The sequence below is a fragment of the Streptomyces himalayensis subsp. himalayensis genome, from assembly GCF_013778455.1.
GTDB lineage: Bacteria > Actinomycetota > Actinomycetes > Streptomycetales > Streptomycetaceae > Streptomyces > Streptomyces himalayensis.
Genome location: NZ_JACEHE010000031.1, coordinates 50,342 through 76,540, shown reverse-complemented (window position 1 = coordinate 76,540; position 26,199 = coordinate 50,342). Strand labels below are relative to the sequence as shown.

Below are 26,199 nucleotides of genomic sequence, written 5' to 3'. Positions count from 1 at the left end.
GGGGCGTGGCTACGGCTGCAGCAGCTCCACCCGTACGTCCGCGGGGAAGCCCGTCGTCGGACCGACCCGGCGGGCGAACTCCGACACGCCCTTCAGCTGGGCGGCGCCGAGGCGGAAGTCGAGCGTCGTGAAGTAGCGCTCCAGCACGCTCTCGTCGAAGACCTCCCAGCGGGACGCCTGTTCGGCGACCTTGGCGACCTCTTCCAGCGAGAGGTCGCGGGAGGCGAGGAAGGCCTCGTGGACCTTGCTCACGATGACGGGCTCGCGCTCCAGGTAGTCACGGCGGGCCGCCCATACGGCGAAGACGAACGGCAGCCCCGTCCACTCCTTCCACATGGCGCCCAGGTCGTGCACCTGGAGGCCCAGGCGCGGAGCGTCGTGCAGATTGGCGCGCAGCGCGGCGTCCCCGATGAGCACGGCGGCCTCGGCCTCCTGCATCATCACGCCGAGATCGGGCGGGCACGTGTAGTAGTCCGGCTGGACGCCGAAACGCTCGGCCAGCAGCAGCTGGGCGAGGCGCACGGACGTACGCGAGGTCGAGCCGAGCGCGACGCGGGCGCCGTCGAGCTGCTCCAGCGGCACCTGCGAGACGATCACGCAGGACATGACGGGACCGTCGCAGCCGACCGCGATATCGGGGAAGGCGACGAGGCGGTCGGCGTTCCTGAGGAATTCCACGAGGGTGACGGGACCGATGTCGAGATCGCCCTGCACCAGTCGCTCGCTGAGCTTTTCGGGGGTGTCCTTGGTGAGCTCGAAGTCGAGGAGCGTTCCGGTCCGCGCGAGGCCCCAGTAGAGGGGCAGGCAGTTCAGGAACTGGATGTGGCCGACACGGGGCCGGGAGCGACGAGGGCCGGTGCTGAAGCCCGGCCCGGTGGGTGAGTCCTGCGAGTCCGCCTGTGAGTTGTCCACATCGCGAGATTAGACCCATGGGGTACGGTGCAAGGACCTGGGGGTCCCCCCACCTCGCGACACCAGGCACTTTCCGAGGGCTCCGTCAACCTTAATTGCATCACTCAAACATATGGGTGACGTGATCTTGCCCACTATCCATTTCGGCAGACTGCGTGCTACGCTCGCCGCAAGTTGCAGTTTGGTTTCCCTTGCAGTACAGAGCCTGCGGAGCATGTGACCGCGGGCTCTCGTCGTATTCAGACTTTTGCATTGTTTAACAAGGCAGGTTCTGGAGCAGGGCAACCCTTTGGCCCAAGGAGGGCTTATGGCTACCGGAACCGTTAAGTGGTTCAACGCCGAAAAGGGCTTTGGATTCATCGCCCAGGAAGGCGGGGGCCCCGATGTCTTCGTCCACTACTCCGCGATCAACGCGTCCGGGTTCCGTTCCCTCGAGGAGAACCAGGCCGTGAGCTTCGACGTCACGCAGGGTCCGAAGGGCCCGCAGGCGGAGAACGTCACCCCGATGTAATCGGGGTCCCGAGACCACTCGGGATCTGATCCGGAACCGGATAGCAGTACCCAAGGAGCCCAGCGCCCTCGCGGCGCAGGGCTCCTGCCTTTTTGCCCTTTTCCCGGTCGGCGCCCGGTCGGCGCCCGCCCGGGAATGCGTGCCTTTCCCGCAGACCTTGCGCCCGTCACCACCGCGTCGCCCAGATGTACGTGCCCCACCCATGCGTACGCCGCCGGTCGTGGGGAATGTCAGGCGAGCGCCGCCCGCGCCGCGACAGCGTCGTCCGGGTCCCAGCCGTCGCCGGGGACGGACGCGAGCAGCAGACGGGTGTACGGGTCCGCCGGTTCGGTGAGGACACGGCGGGTCGGGCCCTGTTCGACCACCCGGCCGCGGCGCATGACCAGTACCTCGTCGGTGATGTGCTGGACCACGGCCAGGTCGTGGCTGACGAAGACCAGGGCGACGCCGGTGTCCCGGCGGATGTCGTCGAGCAGTTCGAGTATCTGGGCCTGCACCGACACGTCCAGGGCGGCGACCGCCTCGTCCAGGACGAGCACTTGGGGCTCGACGGCGAGGGCGCGGGCGATCGCGAGCCGCTGCCGCTGGCCGCCCGACAGCTGCCGGGGGCGCACCTCCGCCTCCCGTCCGCCCAGCCCCACCCGCTCCAGCAACTCGACGGCCAGGGCCTCGTCCCGGCCGTGCAGACGCAGTACGGTCCGCAGGCACTGGCCGGCCGTGAGCCTGGGGTCGAGCGAGACGTACGGGTCCTGGAAGACCATCTGGATCTCGCGCGCCCCGGCCAGTCGGGCGGCCCGCCTGCGCGGCGTCCGCGCGGCCCGCGGGCGGCCGCCGACGGTGACGGTTCCCGAGTCGGGCCGCACCAGGCCGATGATCATCCGCGCCACGGTCGTCTTGCCCGATCCGGACTCCCCGACGATGCCGACCGATCCACCGGGTGCCACACGGAACGACACATCCTCCGCGGCCGTGAGCCGGCCGCCGCCGGGCAGCGGGTAGGTCTTGGCCAGGCCGTCCACGACGAGGAGGGCGTCCGCCACGTCGTCCTGGGCGGGGGGCTCTTCCAGTACGCCCTTATCGGCCCGCAGGTCGTCGGTCATGCGGTGTTCCTTTCCGCGGTGGCGGGCACCGCTGCGGGGATACGGCGGCACGCGGCCGTACCGCCGTCCGCCAGGGCCACCGGCTCGGGGGACCAGGTGTCGCAGGCGGACTCCGCGTCCGGGCAGCGTGCCGCGAACGGGCAGCCCGTGAAGGCGTCCCCCAGGGACGGCGGGCGTCCGGGGATGGGCTTCAGCCGGCGTGGGGTCGCGCCAGCAGCCAGTCCACCCTGGTGACCTGGCCCTTGGCGGTGGGCGTCGTGGGCGTCAGCGCGAGCTTCGGCGCGTCGGCGGGCTTGCCGGTCGTGGCGGCCGTGTCGGCGCCGCTGCAGCCCGCCGCGGTGAGCACGGTCGCGGCGACCAGCCCGGCGGCCGCCGCCATCCGCTTGTTCGTCGTCGTCATCGGATGAACTCCTGTGTCAGCTGGGACAGTCGGTCGGGACGTCGGCGCCCGGGCCGTCGTAGAGGTTCCAGGGCAGGTGCTGGTAGTCGCGGACGAGGAGGCGGGCGGTGTGACCCGGCTCCGCACGGCCGTACGCGACCAGTGGGAGACGCTGTCCACGTCCGAGCGCGCGGTCGCCCGGTATCTGGCGAGCGCCCCCGTCGAGGGGCTTCTCTTCGCCAGCGCCCAGGAGTTGGGAACGGCGAGCGGCACCAGCAACGCCACGGTCGTCCGCGCGCTGCAGCGCCTCGGCTATGCCGGCCTGCCCGCCCTGAAGCGCGAGCTGGCCTCCGACTTCACATCGGCCGTGGCGCCCGAGGTGCGGCTGAAGCAGCGCATCGCGCACGTCGGCCGGGATCTGGAGAGCATCTGGGACGACGTGTTCGACGAAGCGCAGGAACGCATCGAGCACGCCCGGCGCCTCACCGAGCCGGACGCCCTGCGCACCGCGGTGACGGCGCTCGCCGAGGCCGGTGAGATCCACTGCTACGGGATCGCCGCCTCGGAACCGGCCGCCCGCCATCTGGCGCTGGCCCTGGGCCGCATCGGCCGCCGGGCCCGCTTCGTGGGCGCGACCGGGTTCGCGCTCGCCGACCATCTCCTCGCCCTGCGCCAGGGCGACGCGGCGGTGATCTTCCAGCCCGGCCGCGCCCTGACCGAGCTGACGGTGCTCATCGAGCGGGCGCGGGCGGTCGGCGCCCGTGTCGTGCTGGTCACCGACGAGCTCGGAGAGCGGTACGGCACGCACGTGGACGCGGTCCTCACGGCGCCGCACACCCCGACCGGCATCACCGCGGAGGCGCTGACGGCCCTGGTCGTGGCGGACGCGCTGCTCCTGGCGCTCACGACCCTGGACGAGACCCAGGCCGTGGACACGTCGCACCAACTCAACGCGCTGCGCGAGCAGTTGCTGTCACCCAAGGGGAACCGGAAGAGCTGAAGTGCCACACGGAGCGCTTGCCGATACCGCCACCGACGGTCCGCCCCGCGCCGCGGGCCACGCCCACAAGGAGCCGAATCTTCACGCCAGGCCACGGGGATGTGCCAGTGTTCGCCGCGTCCTCTCACCGCGCCCCGGGAGACTCCGATGGCCCTGTCCACCGCCGAGCGCGACGCGCTCCTCGCTGAATCGCTCGTTGCCGCCCTGGCCGTGACCGCCGAGGGCGGGCGCGGGCCGCTGAACGTGCCGGTGTGGTACGCCTACCACCCCGGCGCCGACTTCATGATCACGACAGGGGGCGGCTCCCGTAAGGCCCGGCTGATCGCCTCGGCCGGCCGGTTCACGCTCCTGGTCGACCGGACCGCGCCCACATACCGCTACGTCACCGCCGAGGGCCCGGTCACGTCCACCGCCGCGACCACGGACGAGGAGCTCGCGGAGATCTCCGCCCGCTACATGCCCGCCGACAAGGTGCCCGCGTACATGGAGCAGCTCCGGTCCTCCGAGGACGACATGGTGACCATCCGGATGCGCCCCGAGCACTGGCTCTCCGCCGATCTGGGCAGCGTGTAGCCGGGGGCCGGCCCCGCTCACCGCCTGTCGTACAGGGCCTCGACCTCCTCCGCGAAGTCCCCCAGAACCGCCTCTCGGCGGATCTTCAGGGACGGGGTGAGGTGGCCCGCCTCCTCCGTGAAGTCCGTTGCCAGCACGGTGAACCTGCGGATGGACTCGGCACGGGAGACCAGCTTGTTGGCCTCGTCCACGGCGCGCTGGAGCGTCTCGAGCAGTTCGGGGTCCTTCACCAACTGGGCGATCGGCAGGTGCTCCTTGCGCTTCATCCGGCACCAGTGGGCGATGCCGTCCGGTTCGAGGGTGATCAGGGCGGTGATGTACGGGCGGTTGTCGCCGACCACCATGCACTGGCCGACGAGGGGGTGGGCGCGGAGCCAGTCCTCCAGCGGGGCGGGGGCGACGTTCTTGCCGCCGGTGGTGATGAGGATGTCCTTCTTGCGGCCGGTGATGGTGAGGTAGCCGTCGGCGTCGAGGTGCCCGAGGTCGCCGGTCGGGAACCAGCCGTCCTGGACCGCGGGTGTCACGCCGCCGGCCCCCGGGTCCCAGTAGCCACGGAACACCTGTCCGCCCCGGAGCATGACCTCGCCGTCCCCCGCGATGCGCACCTTCGTACCGGGCAGGGGCCAGCCCACCGTGCCCAGCCGGGGTTTGAGCGGCGGGGTGACCGTCGCGGCGGCCGTGGTCTCCGTCAGGCCGTAGCCCTCGAAGATCTGGATTCCGGCGCCCGCGTAGAAGGCGGCGAGCCGGCGTCCGAGCGGGGAACCGCCGCAGATCGCGTACCGGACCTTGCCGCCGAGCGCTGCGCGGATCCGGCGGTACACGAGCGGGTCGTACAGCGCACGCGCCGCCCGCAGACCGAGGCCAGGGCCGGGCCCGGTCCCGTGCTGCTGTGCCTCGACCGCCTCGCCGTACCGCCGGGCGATGGCCGCCGCCCGGTCGAAGGAGGCGGCACGGCCCATCTTCTCGGCGGTGGCGCGGCCCGTGTTGAAGACCTTCTCCAGGACGTACGGGATGGCGAGCAGGAACGTCGGGCGAAAACCGGCGAGGTCCGCGAGCAGGTCCTCGGTCTGGATGCTCGGCCCATGCCCCAGCCGTACGCGGGCCCGCAGACAGCCGACGGCGACCATGCGGCCGAACACGTGCGAGAGGGGCAGGAAGAGGAGCGTGGACGCCGGTTCCTTGCTGACGGACTTGAAGACCGGGTGCAGCAGTTCGATGGCGTTGTCGACCTCGGCGAAGAAGTTGCCGTGGGTCAGGGCGCAGCCCTTGGGGCGGCCGGTGGTGCCGGAGGTGTAGATGAGGGTGGCGAGGGAGTCCGGGCCGAGCGTGCCGCGCCGTGCGGTGACCTCCTCGTCCGGCACCTCCCGGCCCAGCTCGGCGAGGCGCTGAACATGCCCCTTCTCGAAGGTCCACAGATGCTGCAGATCCGGCAGCCGGTCGCGCTCCGGTCCGAGCGCCGCGGCCTGCGCCGCGCTCTCGACCGCTATCGCCACGGCTCCGGAGTCCTGCAGGATCCAGCGCGTCTGGAAGGCGGACGACGTCGGATACACCGGCACGGTGACCAGCCCGGCGGCCCAGGCGGCGAAGTCCAGCAGCGTCCATTCGTAGGTCGTACGGGCCATGATGGCGAGCCGGTCGCCGGGCACCAGGCCCTCCGCGATCAGCCCCTTGGCGACGGCGAGGACCTCGTCGGCGAAGGCCGTGGCGGTCACGTCCGTCCACTGGCCGTCCTGCCCCTTGCGGCTGAGGACGGCTTCGGCCGGTGCCTGCTGTGCGTTGTCGAAGGGGATGTCCGCCAGTGAGCCGTGCGTGACGGGGGTCGCCAGCGGAGGGACGGACGCTTCGCGCACGGCGCCGTTCAACTGCCTGATCTCGGGCGGGGTGAGCGGGGGTGGGGGGCTGGTGGTCTCTCGGCGTGACACAGGGTGGCTCCTTGTCGCTGCCTGGAAGGACGGGTGGCGGGTCAGGAGTGCTCGAGTGCGTCGTGGACCGCGATCGCGCCTTGGCCGCCACCTGACTCTTAAGTAACCTTACTCTGAAGTAAATTTACTGAGGACGCTGGGAGCTTGGACGACGGCCGACCGCTACGGTCCCTGACAGCTAGTCCAAGGAGGCCACTGATTTGCAGAGTCTGACTCTTGGCGCGCCGCCGGCACTGCCTGCCGTGCTGGGCCGCGGTGCGCTGTTGTCTCCGTTCAAGCGGGGCGTGCCGACGGGTGCCGTCGTGCCAGGTACGCGGCTGGTGTTGCCCGGGGTGCGGGTCGACAGTGGGCGGCTTGCCGCGTATGAGCGGGTGTGCGGCTTCGGTACCGGGCCGGATCAGGCGCTGCCGGTGACGTATCCGCATGTCCTCGGGTTTCCACTCGCCATGCGGCTGATGGCTGCCCGGGACTTTCCGCTGCCGCTGCTCGGGCTCGTTCACACGTCGATCGAGATCGATCAGCGGCGTGGCCTCGGTCCGGCCGAGGAGTACGAACTCACCGTGTACGTCGACGGCTTCGCCCCGCACCGGCGCGGCACCGAGGCGATCGTGGCGACCGAGCTGCGGGTAGCCGGCGAGGTCGTATGGGAGTCGAGGAGCAGGTATCTGGCCCGGCACAGAACCGCGGCGGGCACCCTTCCTCGCGATCGGTCGGCGGTACCGGCGCGGAAGCCTCTGCCCGCCGTCGCCGAGTGGACGCTCGGCGGGGATGTCGGCCGCCGCTACGGCGCCGCTTCCGGGGACCGGAACCCGATCCATCTCCACCCGCTCACCGCCCGCCTCTTCGGCTTCCCGCGGGCCATCGCCCACGGCATGTGGACCGTCGCGCGCTGCCTCGCGCAGCACGGCGTTCCCCAGGCGGCCCGCGTCCGCGCCGAGTTCAGGGCCCCAGTGCTGCTGCCCGGCACGGTGACGTACGCCGCCGAGGGAACCGCGTTCGAGCTGCGCGGCGGCGGGGACGGGACCGGCGAGGAGCGGATCCATCTCATCGGCGAGGTGGTTCAAACAGAAGCCGACACAGGAGCAGGTGCCTGAGCGGAACCGCCCGCCGGCGACCACGCCCGTCCCTCCATGAGGCCGCCCAGTCCCGCCCATGCGAAGTTCATGAGCGTCGCCGCGGCCTCCTTCGCCGAGACACCCGGTGTGGCGTTGGCCCACGCGGCAAGCGACTCGGCGGCGCCGACCAGCGCCTCGGCCAGGCCTGCGACCTCGCGGTCCGGCAGCGAGGGATCGCGGTGGGCCTCACGGGCCGCCACCGCGATCAACTGTGTGACGAGGGCGACGATTTCCTCCCGCATCGCGGCGGCCTCGGCCGCGAACGGCTCGCCGTGGGTGCGTGCCTGGCGGTGCAGTACCGCCCAGCCGTCCGGGTTCTGCGCGGTGTGCGTGAAGAACGCGCGCAACCCTCCCCAGAGCCGGCGGTCAGCGGGATCGTCCGGCCGCACCCCACCGCGTACCGCCTCGATCAGTGCCCGGGCCTCACGCCGGATGCATGCCGTGAAGAGGTCTTCCTTCGAGTTCAGATACAGGTACACCAGCGGCTTGGAGACGCCCGCCAGGTCGGCGATCTCGTCCATGGACGCGGCCTGGTACCCGCGCTGCCCGAAGGTCCGCACGGCGGCGTCCATCATCTGCTGCTCACGCACCGCACGCGGCATCCGCTTGCTCTTCACAGCACCCATACGGATCAGCGTACGGTCCGTTCCGGCGCCTGGTTCGCGTAACGCTTCGGCGCCGGGGCCTCGTAGCGCTTTCGGCGCCGGGGCGCGTAGCGCTTCGGGTACACGGACGCCCGCACCCCTGACACGGGGCACGGGCGTCTTGAGGCCGGGAGAGGCTACGCGGTGACCGGCACCGTCGCCTTCTGGCCGGCGTCGCTCACACCGCTCGCGTGGTGGTCGTCGACCGGGGACGCCGAGGCGGAGTTGTAGGCGTCGCGGTCGAGGATCTTCTCGCGAGCCGAGACGAGTACCGGGACGAGAGCCTGTCCGGCCACGTTCGTGGCCGTCCGGATCATGTCCAGGATCGGGTCGATCGCGAGCAGCAGGCCGACGCCCTCCATCGGGAGGCCGAGCGTGGACAGGGTCAGCGTGAGCATCACCGTCGCGCCCGTGAGGCCCGCAGTCGCGGCCGAGCCGACGACCGAGACGAAGGCGATCAGCAGGTAGTCACCGAGACCCAGCTGGATGTCGAAGATCTGCGCGACGAAGATCGCGGCGATCGCCGGGTAGATCGCGGCGCAGCCGTCCATCTTGGTCGTGGCGCCGAAGGGCACGGCGAAGGAGGCGTACTCCTTCGGCACGCCGAGGCGCTCGGTGACCTTCTGGGTCAGCGGCATGGTGCCCACGGACGAGCGGGAGACGAAGGCCAGCTGGATCGCGGGCCAGGCGCCCTTGAAGAACTGGAGCGGGTTGACCTTGGCGACGGTCGCGAGCAGCAGCGGGTAGACGCCGAACAGCACGAGCGCGCAGCCGATGTAGATGTCGGCGGTGAAGGTGGCGTACTTGCCGATCAGGTCCCAGCCGTATGTGGCGATGGCGTTGCCGATGAGGCCGACGGTGCCCAGCGGGGCGAGCCGGATGACCCACCACAGGGCCTTCTGCAGCAGTTCGAGGACGGACTCGCTGAGCGTGAGGATCGGCTTGGCCTTGTCTCCGAGCTGGAGCGCCGCGACGCCGGCCACGGCCGCCATGAAGACGATCTGCAGGACGTTGAGCTCGGTGAACGGTGTGATGACGTCCGTCGGCACGATGCCGGTCAGGAAGTCGATCCAGGAACCCGTGTGGTCGGGCTTCGCGCCGTCCTTCGGGGTCAGGCCGGTGCCCGCTCCCGGGTTGGTGACGAGGCCGATGACCAGGCCGATGGCGACTGCGATCAGCGAGGTGGCCATGAACCACAGGAGGGTGCGGGAGGCCAGCCGGGCGGCGTTGTTGACCTTACGCAGATTGGTGATCGACACCAGGATGGCGAAGAAGACGAGCGGGGCGACCGCCAGCTTCAGCAGTCCGACGAAGATTTCGCCGATCTTGGAGAGGGTGGTGACGAGCCAGGACAGGTCCTGGCTGCGGGCGAGCCAGCCGAGCAGGACGCCGAGGACGAGGCCGCCGAGTATCTGGGCCCAGAAGGGCACCTTGAACTTTGTGTTCGCGGACACGGACACACTCCGGTGGTGGGGTCAGGCAGGGGACGGGACGGGTGCGGCGTCCGACGAGACTGCGGGGTTGCAACGCCAGGCGTGCCAGGCGCGCGCAAACGCGCGAAGGCAAGGCATTGGACGGTGCAAGAGGTGCAGGATGCGTGCGCCGCTGCTGTGTCGCTCAGGTGCGGCAACAGGCCGCGGACAGGCAGCGGCAGAGATCGACATGCAGGCGCGCCACGAGCGGGGTGCTCATGGCAGTGATGGGCGCAGCTGATGTCTTCATGAGGAGAACGGTAACACTTCAACTTTGAGAACCTCAAAGCTGCACTTTAGGCACCAGGCGTACGGCCTTTAAGGCACCAGGCGTACTGCGCAAGCCGTGCGCCGGGGCGCCCGTGGCACCCGGACCGGGCAGCCTAAGCGGTCTCGGGGAGGTGAGGCGTGCCTCACCTCCCCGAGACCGCTTAGCCCTGCGCCTGCCCCTGCGCGCGGGCGCTGTCGTCCGCGACGTCCTCCTGGCTGCGGTTGTTCTCCAGGGTGGCCTTGGCCCGGTCGACCCGCGCCACGATCTGCTCGGAGGCGCGGTCGCGCTGCTTGCGCAGGGCCACGTAGCTGATGGGCGCGGAGATCACCAGGGCGAGCAGGACGATCCACAGATCGTTGGCGCCGCCGAGTCCGCGCGGTGCGACGCCCGAGTAGACGAGGCCCCAGACGACCACGAGGCAGCCCACGAAGATCCCGAGGCGCATCAGTGTGTAGCGGAGCATGTCATTTCACTCTTCCGTTTCGAACGTTCCGAAAATGGGCGCGCCTCCCAGTGAAGCACGCGGCCGGGCGGGCCCTGTCCATGGGGTCAGCCGTCGTGGGACTCAGCCGTCGTGGGCCTCGGCCGTTGAAAAGACCGGCCGCCGGCCGGCCGTCCCGAGCGGCAGCAGCATCGTGATGTCGTCGCGGTCGTCGCCGGGTGCCACGCGGATGGCGCTGGGCACACGTCCCACTTCCTTGTAGCCGCAGGAGCCGTAGAAACGCTCGAGTCCCAGACCGCCTCGGCAGGTCAGCCGTATCGCCTCGATGCCCTCGAAGCCGCCGGCCGCGGCCGCAGCGGCCGCCAGCAGGTCCCGTCCGTAGCCCTTGCCCTGATGACGCGGGTGCACCATCACCGTGTAGAGCCAGACCCAGTGCCGCATCAGCCGGTGCGTGTTGTACGTGAGGAACGCGGTCGCGGCGGCCTCGCCCGCCTCGTCGTAGCCGACCAGGAGCCGGGTGCGCCCCTCGCTCATCGCGGCGAAGTGCTTGACGAGCTCCGGACGTATCGCCTCTGCGCTCACGGGCGGCACGAAGCCGACGGCACCGCCGGCGTTGGACACGTCCGCCCAGAGGGTGAGCAGTCCGTCGCGCAACCGGGGCGTGATCGCGGGGTCGAGTTCGAAGGTGAGCGGCATGCGGCCGACCCTAACCGGCACCGCTGACAACCCCGCAGGGGCCCTCGGTGACGCGAACCGTCGCGCATTCCGGGCGCGGCACCGCCGGCAGCAGCGGGAGTCTCAGCCCAGCGCGGGCCTCAGCCCAGCGCCCGGGCCGCCACCTTCAGGTCCGACACCAGCCCCTGGTACACCGCCTCGCGGTCGTCGGCGCGCAGGACCGCGGAGGGGTGGATCGTGGCGACCACGCGCGCGTGCCGACCGTGGATCTCCTCCTCGAGCAGCATGCCGCGCTGCTTGGTGACCCGGAACGAGGAGCCGAGGAGCGCCTTACCCGCCGTCGCACCGAGCACCACGATGATCTCGGGCTCTACGAGAGCCAGTTCGGCGGCCAGCCAGGGCCCGCACGCCGTCATCTCGCGCAGGCTCGGCGCCTTGTGGATGCGCCGCTTGCCGCCGCCGGGGGGCTGGGTCCACTTGAAGTGCTTGACGGCGTTGGTGACGTACGTCTGCGTCGGGTCGATCCCGGCCTCGGCCAGCGCCCGGTCGAGAACCCTGCCGGCGGGGCCGACGAACGGCTGTCCCTGCCGGTCCTCCTGGTCGCCGGGCTGCTCACCGACAAGGAACACGCGCGCGTCGGTGTCCCCGGTGCCGAAGACGGTCTGGGTGGCGTCGCGGTGCAGGGGGCAGCCGCGGCATTCGGCGGCGGCCTTCCGCAGGCCGGCCAGGCCCGCCCCCTCGGGCACGAACGGCTCCGCCGTGTACGCGTCCTCGGGGGCCGAGGTGGTACGAGTACGGGTACTCACGTCCGTCGGGTACCCCGACCACGGGGGCTAACCCCCGTACTGCCCGTTGTGGGCAATCGTCCCGCTGGGCTGGGGGCACCTCCTGGGGGCACCTCCCGGACGGAGTCTGGGGGAGGTAGCTGGGGGAGGGGTGGGCACAACCCACAACGGCGGGCGCCCTGCGTCCGTGGTGCCCAGGCGTACGACGGGGGGCCGCCGTTGGCGGGTTCCGCTGTGCCCACCCTCCCCCAAGCTCTCGGCTTCGCTCGAGCAGGGGGACCCCCATCGCCCTGGGGGTACCTCCCAGGCCCTTAAGGCACTGGGGGAGGAACGCCTGCCCACAGCCGGGGGCCGACGCGGCGGGCCGCAGCAGCGCCCCGCCTCAGACCCGCATCGGCTGCGGCGACTCCCGCCGCGCCGGATCCGGCCCGTCGTACTCTCGAATGATCTCGTACCGCGTGTTCCGCTCCACCGGCCGGAACCCCGCATCGCGGATCAGATCCAGCAGATCCTCCCGCGTCAGCTTGTTCGGCGTGCCGTAGTTGTCCGCGTCGTGCGTGATCTTGTACTCGACGACCGAGCCGTCCATGTCGTCGGCGCCGTGCTGGAGCGCGAGCTGCGCGGTCTGGACGCCGTGCATGACCCAGAAGACCTTGACGTGCGGGACGTTGTCGAAGAGGAGGCGCGAGACCGCGAAGGTCTTCAGCGCCTCGGCACCGGTCGCCATCGTCGTACGGGCCTGAAGGCGGTTGCGGACCTTGCCGTCCTTCATGTCGACGAAGTCGTGCTGGTAGCGCAGCGGGATGAACACCTGGAAGCCGCCGGTCTCGTCCTGCAGCTCACGCAGCCGCAGGACGTGGTCGACGCGGTGGCGCGGCTCCTCGATGTGCCCGTACAGCATCGTGCACGGGGTCTTCAGACCCTTCTCGTGCGCGAGGCGGTGGATGCGCGACCAGTCCTCCCAGTGGGTGCGGTGGTCGACGATGTGCTGGCGGACCTCCCAGTCGAAGATCTCCGCGCCGCCACCGGTCAGCGACTCCAGACCGGCGTCGATCAGCTCGTCGAGGATCTCGGAGGCGGACAGCCCGGAGATCGTCTCGAAGTGGTGGATCTCCGTCGCCGTGAAGGCCTTCAGGGAGACGTTCGGCAGGGCCTTCTTCAGCTCGCTGAGCGAGCGCGGGTAGTACCGCCAGGGGAGGTTCGGATGCAGGCCGTTGACGATGTGCAGCTCGGTGAGGTTCTCCGACTCCATCGCCTTGGCGAGCTTGACCGCCTCCTCGATACGCATCGTGTACGCGTCCTTCTCGCCCGGCTTGCGCTGGAACGAGCAGTAGGCGCACGAAGCGGTGCACACGTTCGTCATGTTGAGGTGGCGGTTGACGTTGAAGTGCACGACGTCACCGTTCTTGCGGGTGCGCACCTCGTGAGCGAGACCACCGAGCCAGGCCAGGTCGTCCGACTCGTACAGCGCGATGCCGTCCTCGCGGGTCAGCCGCTCACCGGCCCTGACCTTCTCCTCCAGCTCGCGCTTGAGCCCAACGTCCATGCTCCGGCCGCCTCCCATATGTCAGCGTGTCAGTCCGAAATCAACCAGTGCCCCACCGTACTCCCCCGCGCTTCCCCGTCCTTCGGGCAGGTGGACCGCCCGTTGCGCCGCGCCTCAGGCCTCTTCGCCCGGCAGCTCTCCCACCCGGTTCTCCCACTTCGTGGAGAGCACGATGGTGGTACGCGTACGGGAGACGCCCTTGGTGCCGCTCAGCCGGCGGATGGTCTTCTCCAGGCCGTCCACGTCGGACGCCCGGACCTTGAGCATGAAGGAGTCGTCGCCGGCGATGAACCAGCAGTCCTCGATCTCGGGAAGGTCCTTCAGCCGGCGCGCCACGTCCTCGTGGTCGGCGGCGTCGGAGAGCGAGATGCCGATGAGGGCCGTCACGCCCAGACCGAGGGAGGCGGAGTCGACGGTCGCACGGTAGCCGGTGATGACGCCCGCGGCTTCGAGGCGGTTGATGCGGTCGGTGACACTCGGGCCGGAGAGCCCGACGAGCCGCCCCAGCTCGGCGTAGGAAGCCCTGCCGTTCTCCCGCAGGGCCTGGATGAGCTGCCTATCCACGGCGTCCATAGGTCCGAAGCCTTTCATTATTCAGCAGTCCCGCAAGTTTATGTGCAAAATCTAAGGCCCGCAGGGCAGACACCCTGTGAACCTTTTTCCACATCTCCTTGAGATGCCGGTGTGTATCCCTGTTGGTCAAAGGTGATCTTGCAGGACCTGTCAGGGCCCCTCAAGGCACCGGACACGAAGACGAACCGCCCGACAGCAAGTCCCCGACCTGCCAGGACAGTCCGCAAGACCCCTCCCGCTAGACCCCCGTGTCCCGGGCACCTCCCCCGAGCTCCCCCTCCCAGCGGCGGTACAGCCGGTGCGGCACCCCCGCCGCGTCCAGCACCCGACCCGCGACGAAGTCCACCAGATCCTGGATGTGCGTCGCCCCGGCGTAGAACGCCGGTGAGGCGGGCAGCACGATCGCGCCCGCGTCGTCGAGCGTCACCAGATGCTTCAGCGTCTGGCCGTTCAGCGGCGTCTCCCGCACCGCGACGACCAGCCTGCGGCCTTCCTTGAGCGTCACGCTCGCCGCACGCTGCAGCAGGTCCTTCGACAGACCCAGCGCGACGCCGGCCACGCACGCCGTGGACGCGGGCACGATGAGCATGCCCTTCGCCGGATACGACCCCGAGGACGGGCCGGCCGCGAGATCCCCGGCGGCCCAGTACCGCACATCGCCGAGACCAGGGGCGGGCCCACCGGCCGAACGCGGTCCGCCGTCCGAACCCGGGCGGCCACCCGAAACCGGCCCGCCGTCCGAACCCGGGCCGCCACCCGAAACCGGTCCGCCGTCGGAGCCCGGCCCGTCATCCGAACCGGGGCCGCCCGCCGATCCCGGCGGAAAGGCATACGGCTTCCCGTCGGCCCCGCGCGCCAGCCACTCCCGCAGGTCGTCCCGCCAGTGCGCATCCCGGAACGCGATGCCGGTCTCGTCCAGCAGCGTCAGCCGCGACGCCCGCGACACCACCAGGTCCACGCTCTCGCCCGCCGCGAGCAGCGCGCGCAGCACGGCGGCGGCGTACGGCGTACCGGACGCGCCGGACACTCCGACGATCCACGGCCGCCGCTGGGCGCTCACCGCGCTCTCGGCCTGTTCTTTCCGGCCATCCTGACGGGAACTCACGCACCGAGCCTATCCGGCGCCTCACAAACCGAGTGGGGCGGCCGGGCGGAACCCTGACGGCGGTGCCGTGCGTTGTGCAGGGCAGAGGAGGGGGACGCCGATGTCGTACGGATTCACACAGCCGGCCCAGGTGCCGGTGCCTCCCCGGCGCGGCCGCGCCAAGGCCGCGGGGGCCCTGATGCTGGGCTGGGTGGCGCTGCTGTGGCTGCTGGAGATCGTCGATGTGGCGACTGGCCACGCCCTGGACACCTTCGGCATCACCCCGCGCTACGTCGGCGAGGTGCGCGACATCGTGCCCGCCGCGTTCCTGCACTTCGGCTTCGACCACGTCGCTGCCAACAGCGTGCCGCTGCTGGTGCTCGGCTTCCTCGCCGCGCTCTCGGGCATACGTCGCTTCGTCGGCGTCACCGCCCTGATCATCGTGGCCAGCGGCCTGGGCGTGTGGCTGACGGCCCCGCCGTACTCGACGACCGCGGGCGCCTCGGGCGTCGTGTTCGGCCTCTTCGGCTATCTGCTGGTACGGGGCTTCGTGGACCGCCGCATCCGCGACATCCTCATAGGCCTGCTGGTCGCCGCGGTCTACGGCTCGATCCTGTGGGGCGTACTGCCGACGGCGACGGGTGTGAGCTGGCAGGGCCACTTCTTCGGCCTGCTGGGCGGCGTCGTCGCGGCGTTCGTGTTCCGCCGCCCGCGTGCGGTGCAGCGCCCGGAACAGGCGGGCCTCGGCCGCCTCACACCGTAAGGCCGAGCTCGCACCGCACAGCCCCGGGCGCACAGCGACGGCCCGCCCGGCCTCACACCGTCAGACCCCGCACCAGCAGGTCCAGCAGCGCGCAGACGAACAGGGCGATGCCGATGAACCCGTTGACGCTGAAGAACGCGCGGTTCAGGCGGGACAGGTCGTGCGGGCGGACGATGGTGTGCTCGTAGAGGAAGGCACCCGCGACGATCACCAGGCCGAGCCAGAGGAAGGCACCGCCGTCCGTGGCCAGGGCGTACCAGACGAACAGCGCCGTGGTGACGAGGTGGCAGCCGCGCGCGCCCCAGATGGCGGCCGGGATGCCGAAGCGGGCGGGAACCGACATCACGCCGATCTCCCGGTCCGTCTCGACGTCCTGGCAGGCGTAGATCAGGTCGAAGCCGCCGATCCAGATGCCCACCGCGAGGCCGAGGATCACCGCGTCCCAGGACCACTCCCCCGTGACCGCGATCCAGGCGCCGACCGGGCCCATGGCCTGGGCGAGTCCGAGGATGGCCTGCGGGAAGTTCGTGAACCGCTTGCCGTACGGATAGACCACCATCGGGATGACGGCGATCGGCGCGAGCGCCAGGCACAGCGGGTTCAGCAGGGCGGCCGCGCCCAGGAAGAACACCAGCGCGATCAGCGCGCCGGTCCACGCTGACTTCACCGACACGGCGCCGGTGACCAGTTCGCGATGCGCGGTGCGCGGGTTACGGGCGTCGATCTCGCGGTCGATGATCCGGTTGGCGGCCATCGCGAAGGTGCGCAGGCCGACCATGGCGACGGTGACCAGGAGCAGGCGCCCCCAGTGGATGGTGCCGTCGAGCTGGAACATCGCGGTGAGGGATGCGATGTAGGCGAAGGGGAGTGCGAAGACCGAGTGCTCGATCATGACGAGGCGCAGGAACGCCTTGGTCCTGCCCGGCTGCGGGATCGCGGCGGATGCACTGCTCACAGGGCGTACCCCGGCTCACCATCGGCGCAGCGGGGGTGTCCCGGCTCCGCGCTGTCGTATCCCTGCGCTGCCTCGGACCTCACAGTCCATACTCCTTCCACCGGCGGTCGACCTTCGCAGCCGTCTCCTGGTCGGACTCCACCATGTCCGGCCAGCCGCCGTCCCGGGTGTAGCCCTCCTCGGGCCATTTCTTCGTCGCGTCGATGCCCGCCTTGCCGCCCCAGAACTGCTGGTACGAGGCGTGGTCGAGGTGGTCGACCGGGCCTTCGACGACGGTGAGGTCGCGGGCGTAGTCGGTGTTGCCGAGTGCGCGCCACGCCACCTCGTGCAGATCGTGGACGTCGCAGTCGGAGTCGACGACCACGATGAGTTTGGTCAGGGACATCATGTGCGCGCCCCAGATCGCGTGCATCACCTTCTGGGCGTGCTTGGGGTACTTCTTGTCGATCGCGACGATGGCGCAGTTGTGGAAGCCGCCCGCCTCCGGCAGGTGGTAGTCCACGATGTCCGGGATGATGATCTTCAGCAGGGGCAGGAAGAAACGCTCCGTGGCGCGGCCGAGCGGGCCGTCCTCCGTGGGCGGCCGGCCGACCACGATCGACTGGAGCAGCGGGCGCTTTCGCATCGTGACGCAGTCGATGGTCAGTGCGGGGAACGGCTCCTGCGGTGTGTAGAAGCCGGTGTGGTCGCCGAAGGGTCCTTCGGGGAGCATCTCGCCGGGCTCGAGCCAGCCCTCCAGTACGACCTCGGCCTGCGCGGGGACCTGCAGCGGCACCGTCTTGCAGTCGACCATCTCGATCCGCTTGCCCTGGACGAAACCGGCGAAGAGGTACTCGTCGATGTCACCGGGCAGCGGTGCCGTGGCGGCGTACGTCACCGAGGGCGGGCAGCCGAACGCGATGGCGACCGGCAGGCGTTCACCGCGCCGCGCGGCCACCTGGTAGTGGTTGCGGCTGTCCTTGTGGATCTGCCAGTGCATGCCGATGGTGCGCTTGTCGTGGCGCTGGAGGCGGTAGAGCCCGAGGTTCCTGAGCCCGGTCTCGGGGTGCTTGGTGTGCGTCAGGCCGAGGTTGAAGAAGGAGCCGCCGTCCTTGGGCCAGGTGAACAGGGCGGGGAGCTGGTCGAGGTCCACGTCGTCGCCGCGCAGGACGACCTCCTGGACCGGCGCGTCCTTGACCTTCTTCGGCGGTACGTGGGTCATGGCGCCGAGCTTCCCGAAGGCCTCGCGCACCCCCACGAACCCGTGCGGCAGCTCCGGCTTGAGCAGTCCGCCGATCTTCTCGGAGATGTCCCCGTACGACTTCAGGCCGAGGGCCTTCAGCAGCCTGCGGTCCGTACCGAAGACGTTCATCGCGAGCGGCATCGCGGAGCCGCGCACGTTCTCGAAGAGGAGCGCGGGGCCGCCGGACTTCTGGACCCGGTCGACGATCTCCCCGACCTCCAGATACGGATCGACCTCGGCCTTGATGCGCTTGAGGTCGCCCTCGCGCTCCAGCGCCCGGAGCAGGGAGCGAAGATCGTCGTAAGCCATGCCGTCCAGTATCGGACACCGGCTACCCTGGCCCCGTCACCGGGGCCGTGCTCCCCGCTGCCGCACTCACGTCCGACGTCTGCTGGGGGATCGCACGACCATGCTCAGGTATCTGCCCTTCCTGCTGGTGCTGGCGCTGTGGATCTACGCCTTCATCGACTGCCTGAACACCCCTGAGAATGAGGTCAGGCATCTGCCGAAGGTGGTGTGGGTCATCATCGTGCTGCTCTTCGGCGAGGTGCTGATCGGCCCGGTCGCCTGGCTCGTCGCGGGCAAGGCCCGCAAGGGGCCCGTCGGCGGTTCCACACCGTCCGAGTGGCACCGCAGCCACCGCACGGAATGGGTCGCACCGGACGACAACCCGGAGTTCCTCAAGTCCATCAAGGAAGAGAACAAAAAAGACGAGTCGCTCCTGAAGGACTGGGAGGCCGATCTGCGCCGCCGCGAGGAGGAACTCAAGCGGCGCGAGGGCGATGCCCCCAAGACGGAGAATCCGGAGTCCGAAGGCCGCAAGTCCGACGACGAGTCGTGAGGCGAAGCCGCGGCGCGAGTCGTGACGTGGCCCCCCGACTCCAGTCGTGACGCGGAGGCGCGGCTGCCCGTGACCTTCGCAGGCCCCGCCTTCGCAGGTCCGGCCTTCGCAGGTCATGGGCGGCGTACAGGAGTTCACACGGCTGCGGCGTACAAGCTGTACGCCGCCGCGGCTCCCGATGCGGACAATGCGCCCCTGGGCCGGGCGGCCGGGGACGCGGACACTTACGGGGCATGACGACCGCTCCCACCAGTACGCCCGCACCAGTCGCCGCAGAGTACGGCGACAAGGTCATCGCCGTGGAGACGGCGGGCTCCGAGCCCATTCCGCTTGCCGAACGGCACGGCACCCCGCGCGGGCTGCTGTGGACGTGGGCCTCGCCGAACATCGAGTTCGCGACGGTGTACATCGGCGTCATCTCGGTTCTCTTCTTCGGCCTGAACTTCTGGCAGGCGTCGGCGGCGCTGCTGCTCGGCACGGCGCTCGGTGCGGTCACACACGGGGTGCTGAGCCTGGACGGGCCCCGGTTCGGGGTGCCGCAGATGGCGGTCGGCCGGTTCTCCTTCGGCTTCAAGGGCAACGCCCTGCCGTCCGGCGTCAACGCCCTTGTCGCGGGCGTCGGCTGGTTCGCGGTCAACAGCGTCAGCGCGGCCTTCGCGCTCAACACGCTCACCGGCCTGCGGCCGTTGCCGTCACTGCTGCTCGTGGTGGTCGCGGAGATCGTCATCGGCTTCATCGGCCACAACTTCGTGCACGCCTTTGAGCGTTACGCGCTGCCCGTACTGGCGGTGGTCTTCCTGCTGGCGGGTGTCTGGACGTTCCGCGAGGCGGACCTGGGGGCGCCCGGCGCGGGCGGCGGGACCGGCGGCTTCCTGCTCGCGTTCAGCGCGGCGTGGGGGTACGCGGCGGGCTGGAACCCCGGCGCGGCGGACTACTCCCGCTATCTGCCGCCGACCGCGACCCGCTGGAAGGTGGCGCTGTACCCGGCGCTCGGCCTGTTCGTCTCCGTCTCGGTCGTCTCCCTGATCGGCGCGGCGTCGGCGACGATCGTGGCCCCGGAGGGTGCGACACCGACGGCCGCCTTCACCGGCCATCTTCCGTCCTGGCTCAGCAACCTGGTACTGCTCGCGATCATCCTGGGCGCCATCTCCGCGAACGCGCTCAACGTCTACTCCTCCGCCATGTCCATCACCTCGCTGGGCCTGAACCTGCCGAAGTGGCTCGGCCGCAGCGCGATCGTCGTGCTGTGCGGTCTCGCGGGTACGGCGGCGGCGTGGGCGTCGCTGGCCGACGCGGGGCATGCGTACGAGGCGTTCCTGCTGGTCATCGCGTACTGGGTGGGACCCTGGCTGGGCGTCGTACTGGTGGAGCGGTGGCTGCAGTCCCGCGCCGCCACGGATGAGGAACTGTCGGCCCGCCTCACCGAACGGGTCTACACCAACTGGCCGGGGATCGCCTCGCTGTTCGCGGGCATCATCGTGTCCGTCCCCCTCTTCTCGAATCAGGAGAAGTACGTGGGGTGGGTGCCGGAGCAGTGGCCGTCCGTCGGCGATGTGACGTGCCTGGTGGGGTTCGCGGTGAGCGCGGGGCTGTACGCGGTGCTGCGGCGGGCGGCCAGGAAGGCGTCGCACGACGGCGTGTGAACACCGGCACCGCCGCCGGAACCCACGTCGAGGCAGCCGCCGTTGCATGCAACGGCGGCGTCCGCGTCACCTGCCGCGGCGTTCAACACGCGTCCTCACGTAGCACCAGGTCCAGCAGCCCCGGAAAGCGTGCGTCGAACTCCTCCCGTCGCAGGCGGTTGACGCGTTTGGGGCCCTCGTCGCGCTGTTCCACGAGGCCGGCCGCGCGCAGGACGCCGAAGTGGTGGCTGAGTGCCGCCTTGCCGACGGGTACGTCGAAGCTGCCGCAGGCCCGTGTCCATTCCGCGGAGCCCGCGAGCTCTCGTACGAGCTGGATGCGTACGGGATCCGCCAGCGCTGTGAGCGCGGTCAGGATCGATACCTCGTCGGGGTGGGAGTGGACGGGCGCGGCGCGGTGGCTCGTGCGGTCTGCCATGCCTCTCGGTTCCCTCTCCCTGCCGCGGAAGTCGCACCGCCGCGGAGCGGCGCGCTTGCGAAGTGTTCGATGAGAACCATACAGTCCCGAGCGTTCGCTTTTCATTGAACACTCGAGTGCTGGTCGAGGGGTGTCTGTCATGCGTGCTGTCCGGATCCAGGAGTACGGCGGTCCCGAGGTCCTGAAGGTGGTGGAGGCCGAGGTGCCCGAGCCGGGGCCCGGGCAGGTGAGCATCGACGTGGCGTACGCGGGGGTGAACTTCGCCGATCTCAAGGCGCGTGCCGAGGGGTATCGGGTGCCGTCGCTCCCGTTCACGCCCGGGCTGGAGGTGTCCGGGCGGGTCCGTGCCGTCGGGGCGGACGTCACGGGGCTCGTGGTCGGCCAGGAGGTGGCCGCGCTGGCTGACGGCGGTGCGTACGCGGAGGTGGCAGTCGCCGACGCCACCACTGTCTTCGCGCTGCCGGAGGGCGTTGACCTGCGTACGGGTGCCACCCTCCCCACCGTGCTGCCGACCGCGCACGCCCTGCTCCACGAGGTGGGCCGGCTGCGCGCGGGCGAGACGGTGCTCGTGCAGGGTGCGGCGGGCGGAATGGGCACGGTGGCCGGGCAGTTGGCGAAGGCGGCCGGTGCGGGGGCCGTGTACGGCGTGGTCTCGGGTGCCGCGAAGGCCGAGTACGCGCTCAAGCACGGATACGACGAGGTGTTCGTCGGCGACAGATGGGCGGACGAGGTACGGGCCGCCACGGGCGGGCGGGGCGTCGATCTCGCGCTGGACCCGGTCGGCGGGGAGACGTTCCGCCGGAGCCTGGAGGCGCTGGCCGTCTTCGGGCGCCTGGTGTCCTTCGGCAACGCGAGTTCGGCGGAGCCCTGGCAGGTGGGTCAGCCGGAGCTCTACCCCGGCGGGCGCTCGGTCGCCGGGTTCTCGATCCTCATGCTGGCCCGGACGGCCCCGGGCGTACTGCGGGAGGTCGCCGAGCGCGCGTTCGGCACGGTGGTCGACGGGACCGTCACCGTGCCCGTGACCGAGGAGTTCCCGCTGTCCGAGGCCGCGGAAGCCCACCGCCTGATGGGCTCCCGCACCAGCACCGGGAAGCTGCTGCTCCGGGTGGCGGACCGGATCCGCTAGGCCCGCGCGACGTCCGCAGGCCGCTCCGCGGCCGGGTCGGGCGTCGGGTGAGTGACCCTCAGCTTCGACTGGGGGTGCCATGTGCTCTCCCAGTCGTCCATGAAGCGGGCGACGAGACCGTGCTTCTCGGCCAGCCGGATCAGCGTGTCCGTGCGGTAGTAGAAGTCCTCGCGCAGCACCTGGTGTTCGTTGCCCTCGGTGCGGTCGAAGGTGAAGTCGAAGAAGCCGCCGGGCGCCAGGACCCGTCCGACGTGCGACAGGCACTCGTCGATGACCTCCAGCGGCGAGTGCGAGAACACGCTGTGCGCGTGCACGACCGTGAAGGACGCGTCGGGGAGGAAGTCCAGCTTGAGGTTGTCGACGGGCGTCAGGTGCGGCACCTTCTCCTGGAGGCCGTAGCGGACCAGCGTCTTCTTGGCCTCGATGAGGATGTCGGGCGAGATGTCGATGCCGTAGTAGTGGCCGGGCTCCAGGTACTGGATGAACCGCCATCCGGCGCGCAGGTTGCCGCACCCGATCTCCAGCATCCGGTCCTCGGGCTTCAGCCCGTGCTGCACCAGGTAGTCGTACTGCAGCTGACCGACGGCCAGCCAGCGGTCGTGCGAGGGGGCGCCGCCGACCGCCGCCTCCGGGCTCCTCGCGGTGTCCGACGCCATCACGGCGCGGTAGTACGCGATGTGGCTGCCGCGGTGCTTGAACCGCAGCCAGCCGTCCCGGCCCGCCCGTCGCAGATACGGCACCACGCGCTCCGGGTGCTGCAGCGCGTAACGCGCCTTGTGTCCGAGTCGTGCACGATTCGTCCGCAGGCGCAAAGCGGATGTTTTCTGCATGACGGCCTCCGTGCCATTCGTGGACTGCCCCTTCGCGGATGCTAGCGACGCTCCCTGCGCCCGTCCCATTTCCGCGTCACCCGTTCGGCCGCAGCGCGTCGCGCGGCACCGTTCGGCACGGCCTCGGCCTGCCGTTCCGTGCCCCGGGGAGCCGTGGGCGGCCGTGGGCTCGGCCGTTCGGGAGAGTCCTTCGACCGAGTGGCGCGTCGACGTGGTGGACGGCGGCGGCCACCCGCAGCGTGGAGGGGTCACGACGGGATCACCGGGCTGCGATCACCAGGCCTTGGATCGCCGACCCGACCGAGACCGCCCTCCGCACTGTCGAGCGAGGAGACCAGGCCATGCAGCAATCACGCTTGATCTCCGGCTCGCGGGACCGTGGCGTGCCGCGCGAGGCCCGTGAAGGGGCGCGCGGACGGAGAGCGCGTCGCAGGGCGCTTCGGACCACCGGGACGATCGCCCATCCGCTTCCCTGGCTGGCGGCCGTCGCCGCCGCCTTCACGCTCGCCCAGCTCGTCCTGGTGGTGCCCGGTCTGGGGCTCGGCTGGGACGAGACCGTGTACGTCAGTCAGGTCAGCCACCAGGCCCCGGCGGCGTTCTTCAGCGCGCCCCGCGCGCGGGGCATCACGTTCCTCGTCGCCCCCGTCGCGGCCCTGACCACCTCCACCGGGGCGCTCCGCGTGTACCCGGCCCTGCTGTCCGGCGCAGGGCTGTTCGCGGCGCTGTGGGTGTGGCGGCGGCTGCTGCCCGCGCCGGTGCTCGCGGTCGCCGGGGCGCTGTTCGCGAGCCTGTGGGTGACGCTGTTCTACGGCCCGCAGGTGATGCCGAATCTCTGGGTCGCGTACGGCGTCCTCGCCGCGACCGGCTGCTTTCTCCGCGCGGTCAGGGACCCCGGCGACCGCTGGGCCCTGGCCGGACTGGGCGCCGGGGTGGCGCTGGCCGCGCTGATGCGCCCGACGGACGCGGTGTGGCTGGTCCTGCCGCTCGCCGGGGCGGCCCTGCTCATGCGCAGGCACCGGATCCGTCCGCGCCTCTGGCTTCTGCTGCTCGCCGTCCTCGCCGCCGGCCTGGCTCTGGGGTGCGCGGAGTGGGTCATCGAGGCGTACGTCCGGTACGGCGGTCTGTTCGCGAGGCTGGAGCGCGCCAGCGAGATCCAGGGCCGTCTGGGCTGGTACTTCGCGGTCGACGATCACGTACGCGCGCTGGGCGGGCGCACCCTGTGCCGCCCCTGCGACGTGCCGTGGAAGCATCCGGTCACCGCCCTCTGGTTCTTGGCGCTGCCGCTGCTGGTCGCGGGCGGCGTCTGGGCGGCGGCCCGCACCCGCCACCGCGCCGCGGTCGTCCTGGCGACGGTGGTCGGGTCTGCGCTGGCCGCGCCCTATCTGTTCACCGTCGGCTATGCGGCCCCGCGTTTCCTGCTGCCGGCGTACTCGCTGCTGGCCCTGCCCGTGGCGTACGGCCTGGTCCGCTTCTGCGTGGCGTGCGGCCTTGTCCGCCTCAGCCGGATCCGGCGGGGGTGGCGGCCGGCCGTCCTGACCCTTGTCGCCGGCGCCGTTGCCGTGCACCTGGCGATCCAGTACCGCGTGCTCGAGGGCGTCGCCGGCCGCGTACGCGCCGACACCGCCGACTACGCCCGTGTCGCGGCCGATCTGCGGGCGCAGGGTGTGCGGCCGCCGTGCACGGTCAGCGGGACCGAGGCGATTCGCGTCGCCTTCCGCACGGGGTGTGCATCCCGCCAGGTCGGCGGGCACGACGCCAGCATCACGGCGGCTGAGCTTGCCGCCGTGGGGGTGCACGAGCCGGTCGCTGTTCTGGTCTCCGGGGACCAGGACGCGCCCTCGTACGCCCGCGGGTGGCGCCCGCACCCGCTACCGGACCTTGGTCGGATGTCCCACTACCGGGCCTACTTGTCGCCTGCGGCGACTCCTTAACACCGGGCGTTGCCCTAGAACCCTGAGGCGCCCTGCGTCGTGGGTTGTGCCCACCCTCCCCCAGCTACCGCTGGGAGGTGCCCCCAGCCCTGCGGAACGCCTGCCCACAACAGAGCGATCCTCACGCCACCGTCCGCAGCCCTCCCGCAGCCGCCGCCCGAACCCCCCGTACCACCCGATGCGCGCACGTCGCCGCCAGCAGTTCCCCCAGCAGGTCCGGGTCGTCGACCTCCAGGCCCAGTAGGGACTCGATGCGCTCCAGGCGCTGGTAGAGGGACTGGCGGCCGATGTGCAGGAGGGCGGCCGTGCGGGTCGGGGAGCAGCCGTGGCGGAGGTGGACCTCCAGGGTGCGGACCAGGTCGCTGGGGTGGGCGGCCTCCCATTCGAAGAGGGGGCCGAGGGTGTGCTGGACCAGGCGGGCGAGGCGGTCGCGGTTGGCGTCGACACCGCCGCGGGTGAGCTCCCGTTCGAGGGCGAGCGCGCGGGACGACGTCACCAAGGGGCCCTGTCCGTCTTCGGGTTCGGCCGCCGGCACGGTGAGCGCCAGCTCCAGCGCCGTACGAGCGGCCCGCAGCGTCTCGCTCCAGCGCAGCCACCCGGCGCCCGCCGCCACCGCGTGCCCGACCGCGACGGTCACCCCAGGCTCGGCGGCCGCGTGGAACGCGTCCTGCACCGCGCGTACCGGATCCCGCGCGCTCCCCGGTCGCGTCCCCGCGCCCGGCCCCCCGGCCGCGGCGGGCAGCGCGAGCAGCGCCAGTACGTCGCCGGGGAACGCGGCCCGCAGCGCCCCGGCCCCGCCGAGGACGCGGGCCGCCCGGTCGACGGCGGCCAGGGCCAGGTGCCCCGGCCCGTGCACGGACACCCCGACCAACCGGGCGCCCGGCGCGGGATGGAAGTCCGCGAGAGCGGCCCGTGCCTCGACCTCCGGCTGGTTGAGCGCCTGCCCGTCCGCGAGGTCGGCCAGCAGCGCCGCCGTGTGGTCGGCGCCCCAGGGCCGTACGGAACGGCCCGAAAGCCCGCGCGTGACGATCGCGCGGTTCGCGGCCTCGGTGAGCCGTACGAACGGGACGACGCGCCGCAGCGCCAGCAGCGGCAGCCCGACCGACCGGGCCTCGTCGGCGACCTCGTCCGGCATCCGCGGCAGCGACCGGCCGACCTCGACGGCGAGGCCGGCGGCGCCGCGGGCGGCGAGTTCACGGACGTAGCGCCGCCGGGTCGCCTCGTCCGCGTCGGTCAGGCCGAAGCCGTTGGTGAGCAGCAGTTCGCCGCCGTCGAGGAAGTTGGCGCCCTCGTACACCTCGCTGGAGTGCACCCAGCGCACCGGCCGGTCCAGCGCTCCCTCGCCCGCGACCAGCTGCGGCTCGGTGTCGCGGATGGCGTCGAGGGCGAGGATCTCGCGGAGCGTGAGTGCGGGCACGAGGACCTCCTGGGGCTGGCCGCTGACAGTTCGTCCGGCTGCGGGCTGCCCG

Annotated in this window: 27 protein-coding genes; 9 read left to right on the top strand and 18 right to left on the bottom strand. The window is 71.0% G+C overall.

Features of this window, described 5'->3' with window-relative positions:
- Positions 1-9 precede the first annotated feature (9 nt).
- A complete protein-coding gene (locus H1D24_RS34230) occupies positions 10-822 on the bottom strand; it encodes a menaquinone biosynthetic enzyme MqnA/MqnD family protein (protein WP_309484549.1) in 813 nt (270 codons plus the stop codon).
- 397 nt (positions 823-1,219) lie between these two features.
- On the opposite strand from H1D24_RS34230, the gene H1D24_RS34225 reads away from it, so the two are divergent.
- Complete coding sequence (locus H1D24_RS34225; RefSeq protein ID WP_067282429.1) at positions 1,220-1,423, top strand: cold-shock protein; 204 nt, start codon at positions 1,220-1,222, stop codon at positions 1,421-1,423.
- Positions 1,424-1,653: 230 nt separating this feature from the next.
- On the opposite strand, the gene H1D24_RS34220 is transcribed toward H1D24_RS34225, so the two are convergent.
- From H1D24_RS34220 to H1D24_RS43005, 3 genes are read right to left on the bottom strand one after another with little or no spacing between them, the layout of a single operon-like run.
- Complete coding sequence (locus H1D24_RS34220) at positions 1,654-2,523, bottom strand: ABC transporter ATP-binding protein (protein ID WP_181661614.1); 870 nt, start codon at positions 2,521-2,523, stop codon at positions 1,654-1,656.
- Positions 2,520-2,687: a hypothetical protein gene (locus H1D24_RS43010; RefSeq protein WP_374064462.1), complete on the bottom strand. Its 168-nt coding sequence runs from the start codon at positions 2,685-2,687 to the stop codon at positions 2,520-2,522. The genes H1D24_RS34220 and H1D24_RS43010 overlap by 4 nt, the downstream gene beginning before the upstream one ends.
- Before the next feature lie 26 nt (positions 2,688-2,713).
- Entirely contained in the window at positions 2,714-2,923 is a 210-nt protein-coding gene (locus tag H1D24_RS43005; RefSeq protein WP_258564526.1) for a hypothetical protein, read from the bottom strand.
- A 76-nt stretch (positions 2,924-2,999) separates the two neighbouring features.
- Between H1D24_RS43005 and H1D24_RS34210 the strand changes: the two genes are divergently transcribed.
- Positions 3,000-3,902, top strand: coding sequence for a MurR/RpiR family transcriptional regulator (locus H1D24_RS34210; RefSeq protein ID WP_309484546.1), 903 nt, complete (start codon positions 3,000-3,002; stop codon positions 3,900-3,902).
- A 147-nt stretch (positions 3,903-4,049) separates the two neighbouring features.
- A complete protein-coding gene (locus H1D24_RS34205) occupies positions 4,050-4,475 on the top strand; it encodes a pyridoxamine 5'-phosphate oxidase family protein (protein WP_181661613.1) in 426 nt (141 codons plus the stop codon).
- A gap of 17 nt (positions 4,476-4,492) precedes the next feature.
- Here H1D24_RS34205 and H1D24_RS34200 read toward each other — a convergent pair whose 3' ends face one another.
- Positions 4,493-6,346, bottom strand: coding sequence for an AMP-dependent synthetase/ligase (locus H1D24_RS34200; RefSeq protein ID WP_309484548.1), 1,854 nt, complete (start codon positions 6,344-6,346; stop codon positions 4,493-4,495).
- 251 nt (positions 6,347-6,597) lie between these two features.
- On the opposite strand from H1D24_RS34200, the gene H1D24_RS34195 reads away from it, so the two are divergent.
- The gene (locus tag H1D24_RS34195) at positions 6,598-7,491 is read left to right on the top strand and encodes a MaoC/PaaZ C-terminal domain-containing protein (protein ID WP_181661611.1); all 894 of its coding nucleotides are present in this window, start codon (positions 6,598-6,600) and stop codon (positions 7,489-7,491) included.
- Here H1D24_RS34195 and H1D24_RS34190 read toward each other — a convergent pair.
- From H1D24_RS34190 to H1D24_RS43000, 8 genes are all read right to left on the bottom strand, one after another.
- On the bottom strand, positions 7,458-8,138 hold the full coding sequence (locus H1D24_RS34190; protein ID WP_181661610.1) for a TetR/AcrR family transcriptional regulator: 681 nt from the start codon (positions 8,136-8,138) through the stop codon (positions 7,458-7,460). The genes H1D24_RS34195 and H1D24_RS34190 overlap by 34 nt on opposite strands.
- Before the next feature lie 155 nt (positions 8,139-8,293).
- Positions 8,294-9,616 carry a dicarboxylate/amino acid:cation symporter gene (locus H1D24_RS34185; RefSeq protein WP_181661609.1) on the bottom strand — a complete coding sequence of 441 codons (1,323 nt, stop codon included), beginning with the start codon at positions 9,614-9,616 and terminating at the stop codon, positions 8,294-8,296.
- Positions 9,617-10,059: 443 nt separating this feature from the next.
- Positions 10,060-10,362, bottom strand: a complete 303-nt coding sequence (locus H1D24_RS34180) for a DUF4229 domain-containing protein (RefSeq protein WP_181661608.1) — start codon at positions 10,360-10,362, stop codon at positions 10,060-10,062.
- 102 nt (positions 10,363-10,464) lie between these two features.
- Positions 10,465-11,037, bottom strand: a complete 573-nt coding sequence (locus H1D24_RS34175) for a GNAT family N-acetyltransferase (RefSeq protein ID WP_181661607.1) — start codon at positions 11,035-11,037, stop codon at positions 10,465-10,467.
- A 119-nt stretch (positions 11,038-11,156) separates the two neighbouring features.
- Positions 11,157-11,822, bottom strand: a complete 666-nt coding sequence (locus H1D24_RS34170) for a UdgX family uracil-DNA binding protein (protein ID WP_181661606.1) — start codon at positions 11,820-11,822, stop codon at positions 11,157-11,159.
- 361 nt (positions 11,823-12,183) lie between these two features.
- Positions 12,184-13,347 carry an aminofutalosine synthase MqnE gene (gene mqnE, locus H1D24_RS34165; RefSeq protein WP_181661605.1) on the bottom strand — a complete coding sequence of 388 codons (1,164 nt, stop codon included), beginning with the start codon at positions 13,345-13,347 and terminating at the stop codon, positions 12,184-12,186.
- Positions 13,348-13,461: 114 nt separating this feature from the next.
- Positions 13,462-13,920 (bottom strand): Lrp/AsnC family transcriptional regulator, encoded by a 459-nt coding sequence (locus H1D24_RS34160; protein ID WP_181661604.1) that lies wholly within the window; start codon positions 13,918-13,920, stop codon positions 13,462-13,464.
- 238 nt (positions 13,921-14,158) lie between these two features.
- Positions 14,159-14,947: a UbiX family flavin prenyltransferase gene (locus H1D24_RS43000; RefSeq protein WP_181661631.1), complete on the bottom strand. Its 789-nt coding sequence runs from the start codon at positions 14,945-14,947 to the stop codon at positions 14,159-14,161.
- 178 nt (positions 14,948-15,125) lie between these two features.
- Here H1D24_RS43000 and H1D24_RS34150 point away from each other — a divergent pair, with 178 nt between their 5' ends.
- A complete protein-coding gene (locus H1D24_RS34150; RefSeq protein ID WP_181661603.1) occupies positions 15,126-15,767 on the top strand; it encodes a rhomboid family intramembrane serine protease in 642 nt (213 codons plus the stop codon).
- A gap of 52 nt (positions 15,768-15,819) precedes the next feature.
- On the opposite strand, the gene mqnP is transcribed toward H1D24_RS34150, so the two are convergent.
- Together mqnP and H1D24_RS34140 are read right to left on the bottom strand one after the other, a co-directional pair.
- On the bottom strand, positions 15,820-16,722 hold the full coding sequence (gene mqnP / locus H1D24_RS34145) for a menaquinone biosynthesis prenyltransferase MqnP (protein WP_181661602.1): 903 nt from the start codon (positions 16,720-16,722) through the stop codon (positions 15,820-15,822).
- A gap of 79 nt (positions 16,723-16,801) precedes the next feature.
- On the bottom strand, positions 16,802-18,253 hold the full coding sequence (locus H1D24_RS34140) for a menaquinone biosynthesis decarboxylase (protein ID WP_181661601.1): 1,452 nt from the start codon (positions 18,251-18,253) through the stop codon (positions 16,802-16,804).
- Positions 18,254-18,353: 100 nt separating this feature from the next.
- On the opposite strand from H1D24_RS34140, the gene H1D24_RS34135 reads away from it, so the two are divergent.
- Entirely contained in the window at positions 18,354-18,785 is a 432-nt protein-coding gene (locus H1D24_RS34135) for a PLD nuclease N-terminal domain-containing protein (RefSeq protein ID WP_181661600.1), read from the top strand.
- Between the two features lie 233 nt (positions 18,786-19,018).
- Entirely contained in the window at positions 19,019-20,428 is a 1,410-nt protein-coding gene (locus H1D24_RS34130; RefSeq protein ID WP_181661599.1) for a purine-cytosine permease family protein, read from the top strand.
- 82 nt (positions 20,429-20,510) lie between these two features.
- Here H1D24_RS34130 and H1D24_RS34125 read toward each other — a convergent pair whose 3' ends face one another.
- Positions 20,511-20,843: an ArsR/SmtB family transcription factor gene (locus H1D24_RS34125; RefSeq protein WP_181661598.1), complete on the bottom strand. Its 333-nt coding sequence runs from the start codon at positions 20,841-20,843 to the stop codon at positions 20,511-20,513.
- 139 nt (positions 20,844-20,982) lie between these two features.
- On the opposite strand from H1D24_RS34125, the gene H1D24_RS34120 reads away from it, so the two are divergent.
- Positions 20,983-21,969 (top strand): quinone oxidoreductase family protein, encoded by a 987-nt coding sequence (locus tag H1D24_RS34120; RefSeq protein ID WP_181661597.1) that lies wholly within the window; start codon positions 20,983-20,985, stop codon positions 21,967-21,969.
- Here H1D24_RS34120 and H1D24_RS34115 read toward each other — a convergent pair.
- Positions 21,966-22,799: a class I SAM-dependent methyltransferase gene (locus tag H1D24_RS34115; RefSeq protein WP_181661596.1), complete on the bottom strand. Its 834-nt coding sequence runs from the start codon at positions 22,797-22,799 to the stop codon at positions 21,966-21,968. The two genes, H1D24_RS34120 and H1D24_RS34115, sit on opposite strands and share 4 nt — an antisense overlap.
- A gap of 341 nt (positions 22,800-23,140) precedes the next feature.
- On the opposite strand from H1D24_RS34115, the gene H1D24_RS34110 reads away from it, so the two are divergent.
- Positions 23,141-24,730 (top strand): glycosyltransferase family protein, encoded by a 1,590-nt coding sequence (locus H1D24_RS34110; RefSeq protein WP_181661595.1) that lies wholly within the window; start codon positions 23,141-23,143, stop codon positions 24,728-24,730.
- Positions 24,731-24,851: 121 nt separating this feature from the next.
- Here H1D24_RS34110 and H1D24_RS43795 read toward each other — a convergent pair whose 3' ends face one another.
- Positions 24,852-26,147 (bottom strand): PucR family transcriptional regulator, encoded by a 1,296-nt coding sequence (locus H1D24_RS43795; protein ID WP_181661594.1) that lies wholly within the window; start codon positions 26,145-26,147, stop codon positions 24,852-24,854.
- Between the last annotated feature and the right edge of the window lie 52 nt (positions 26,148-26,199).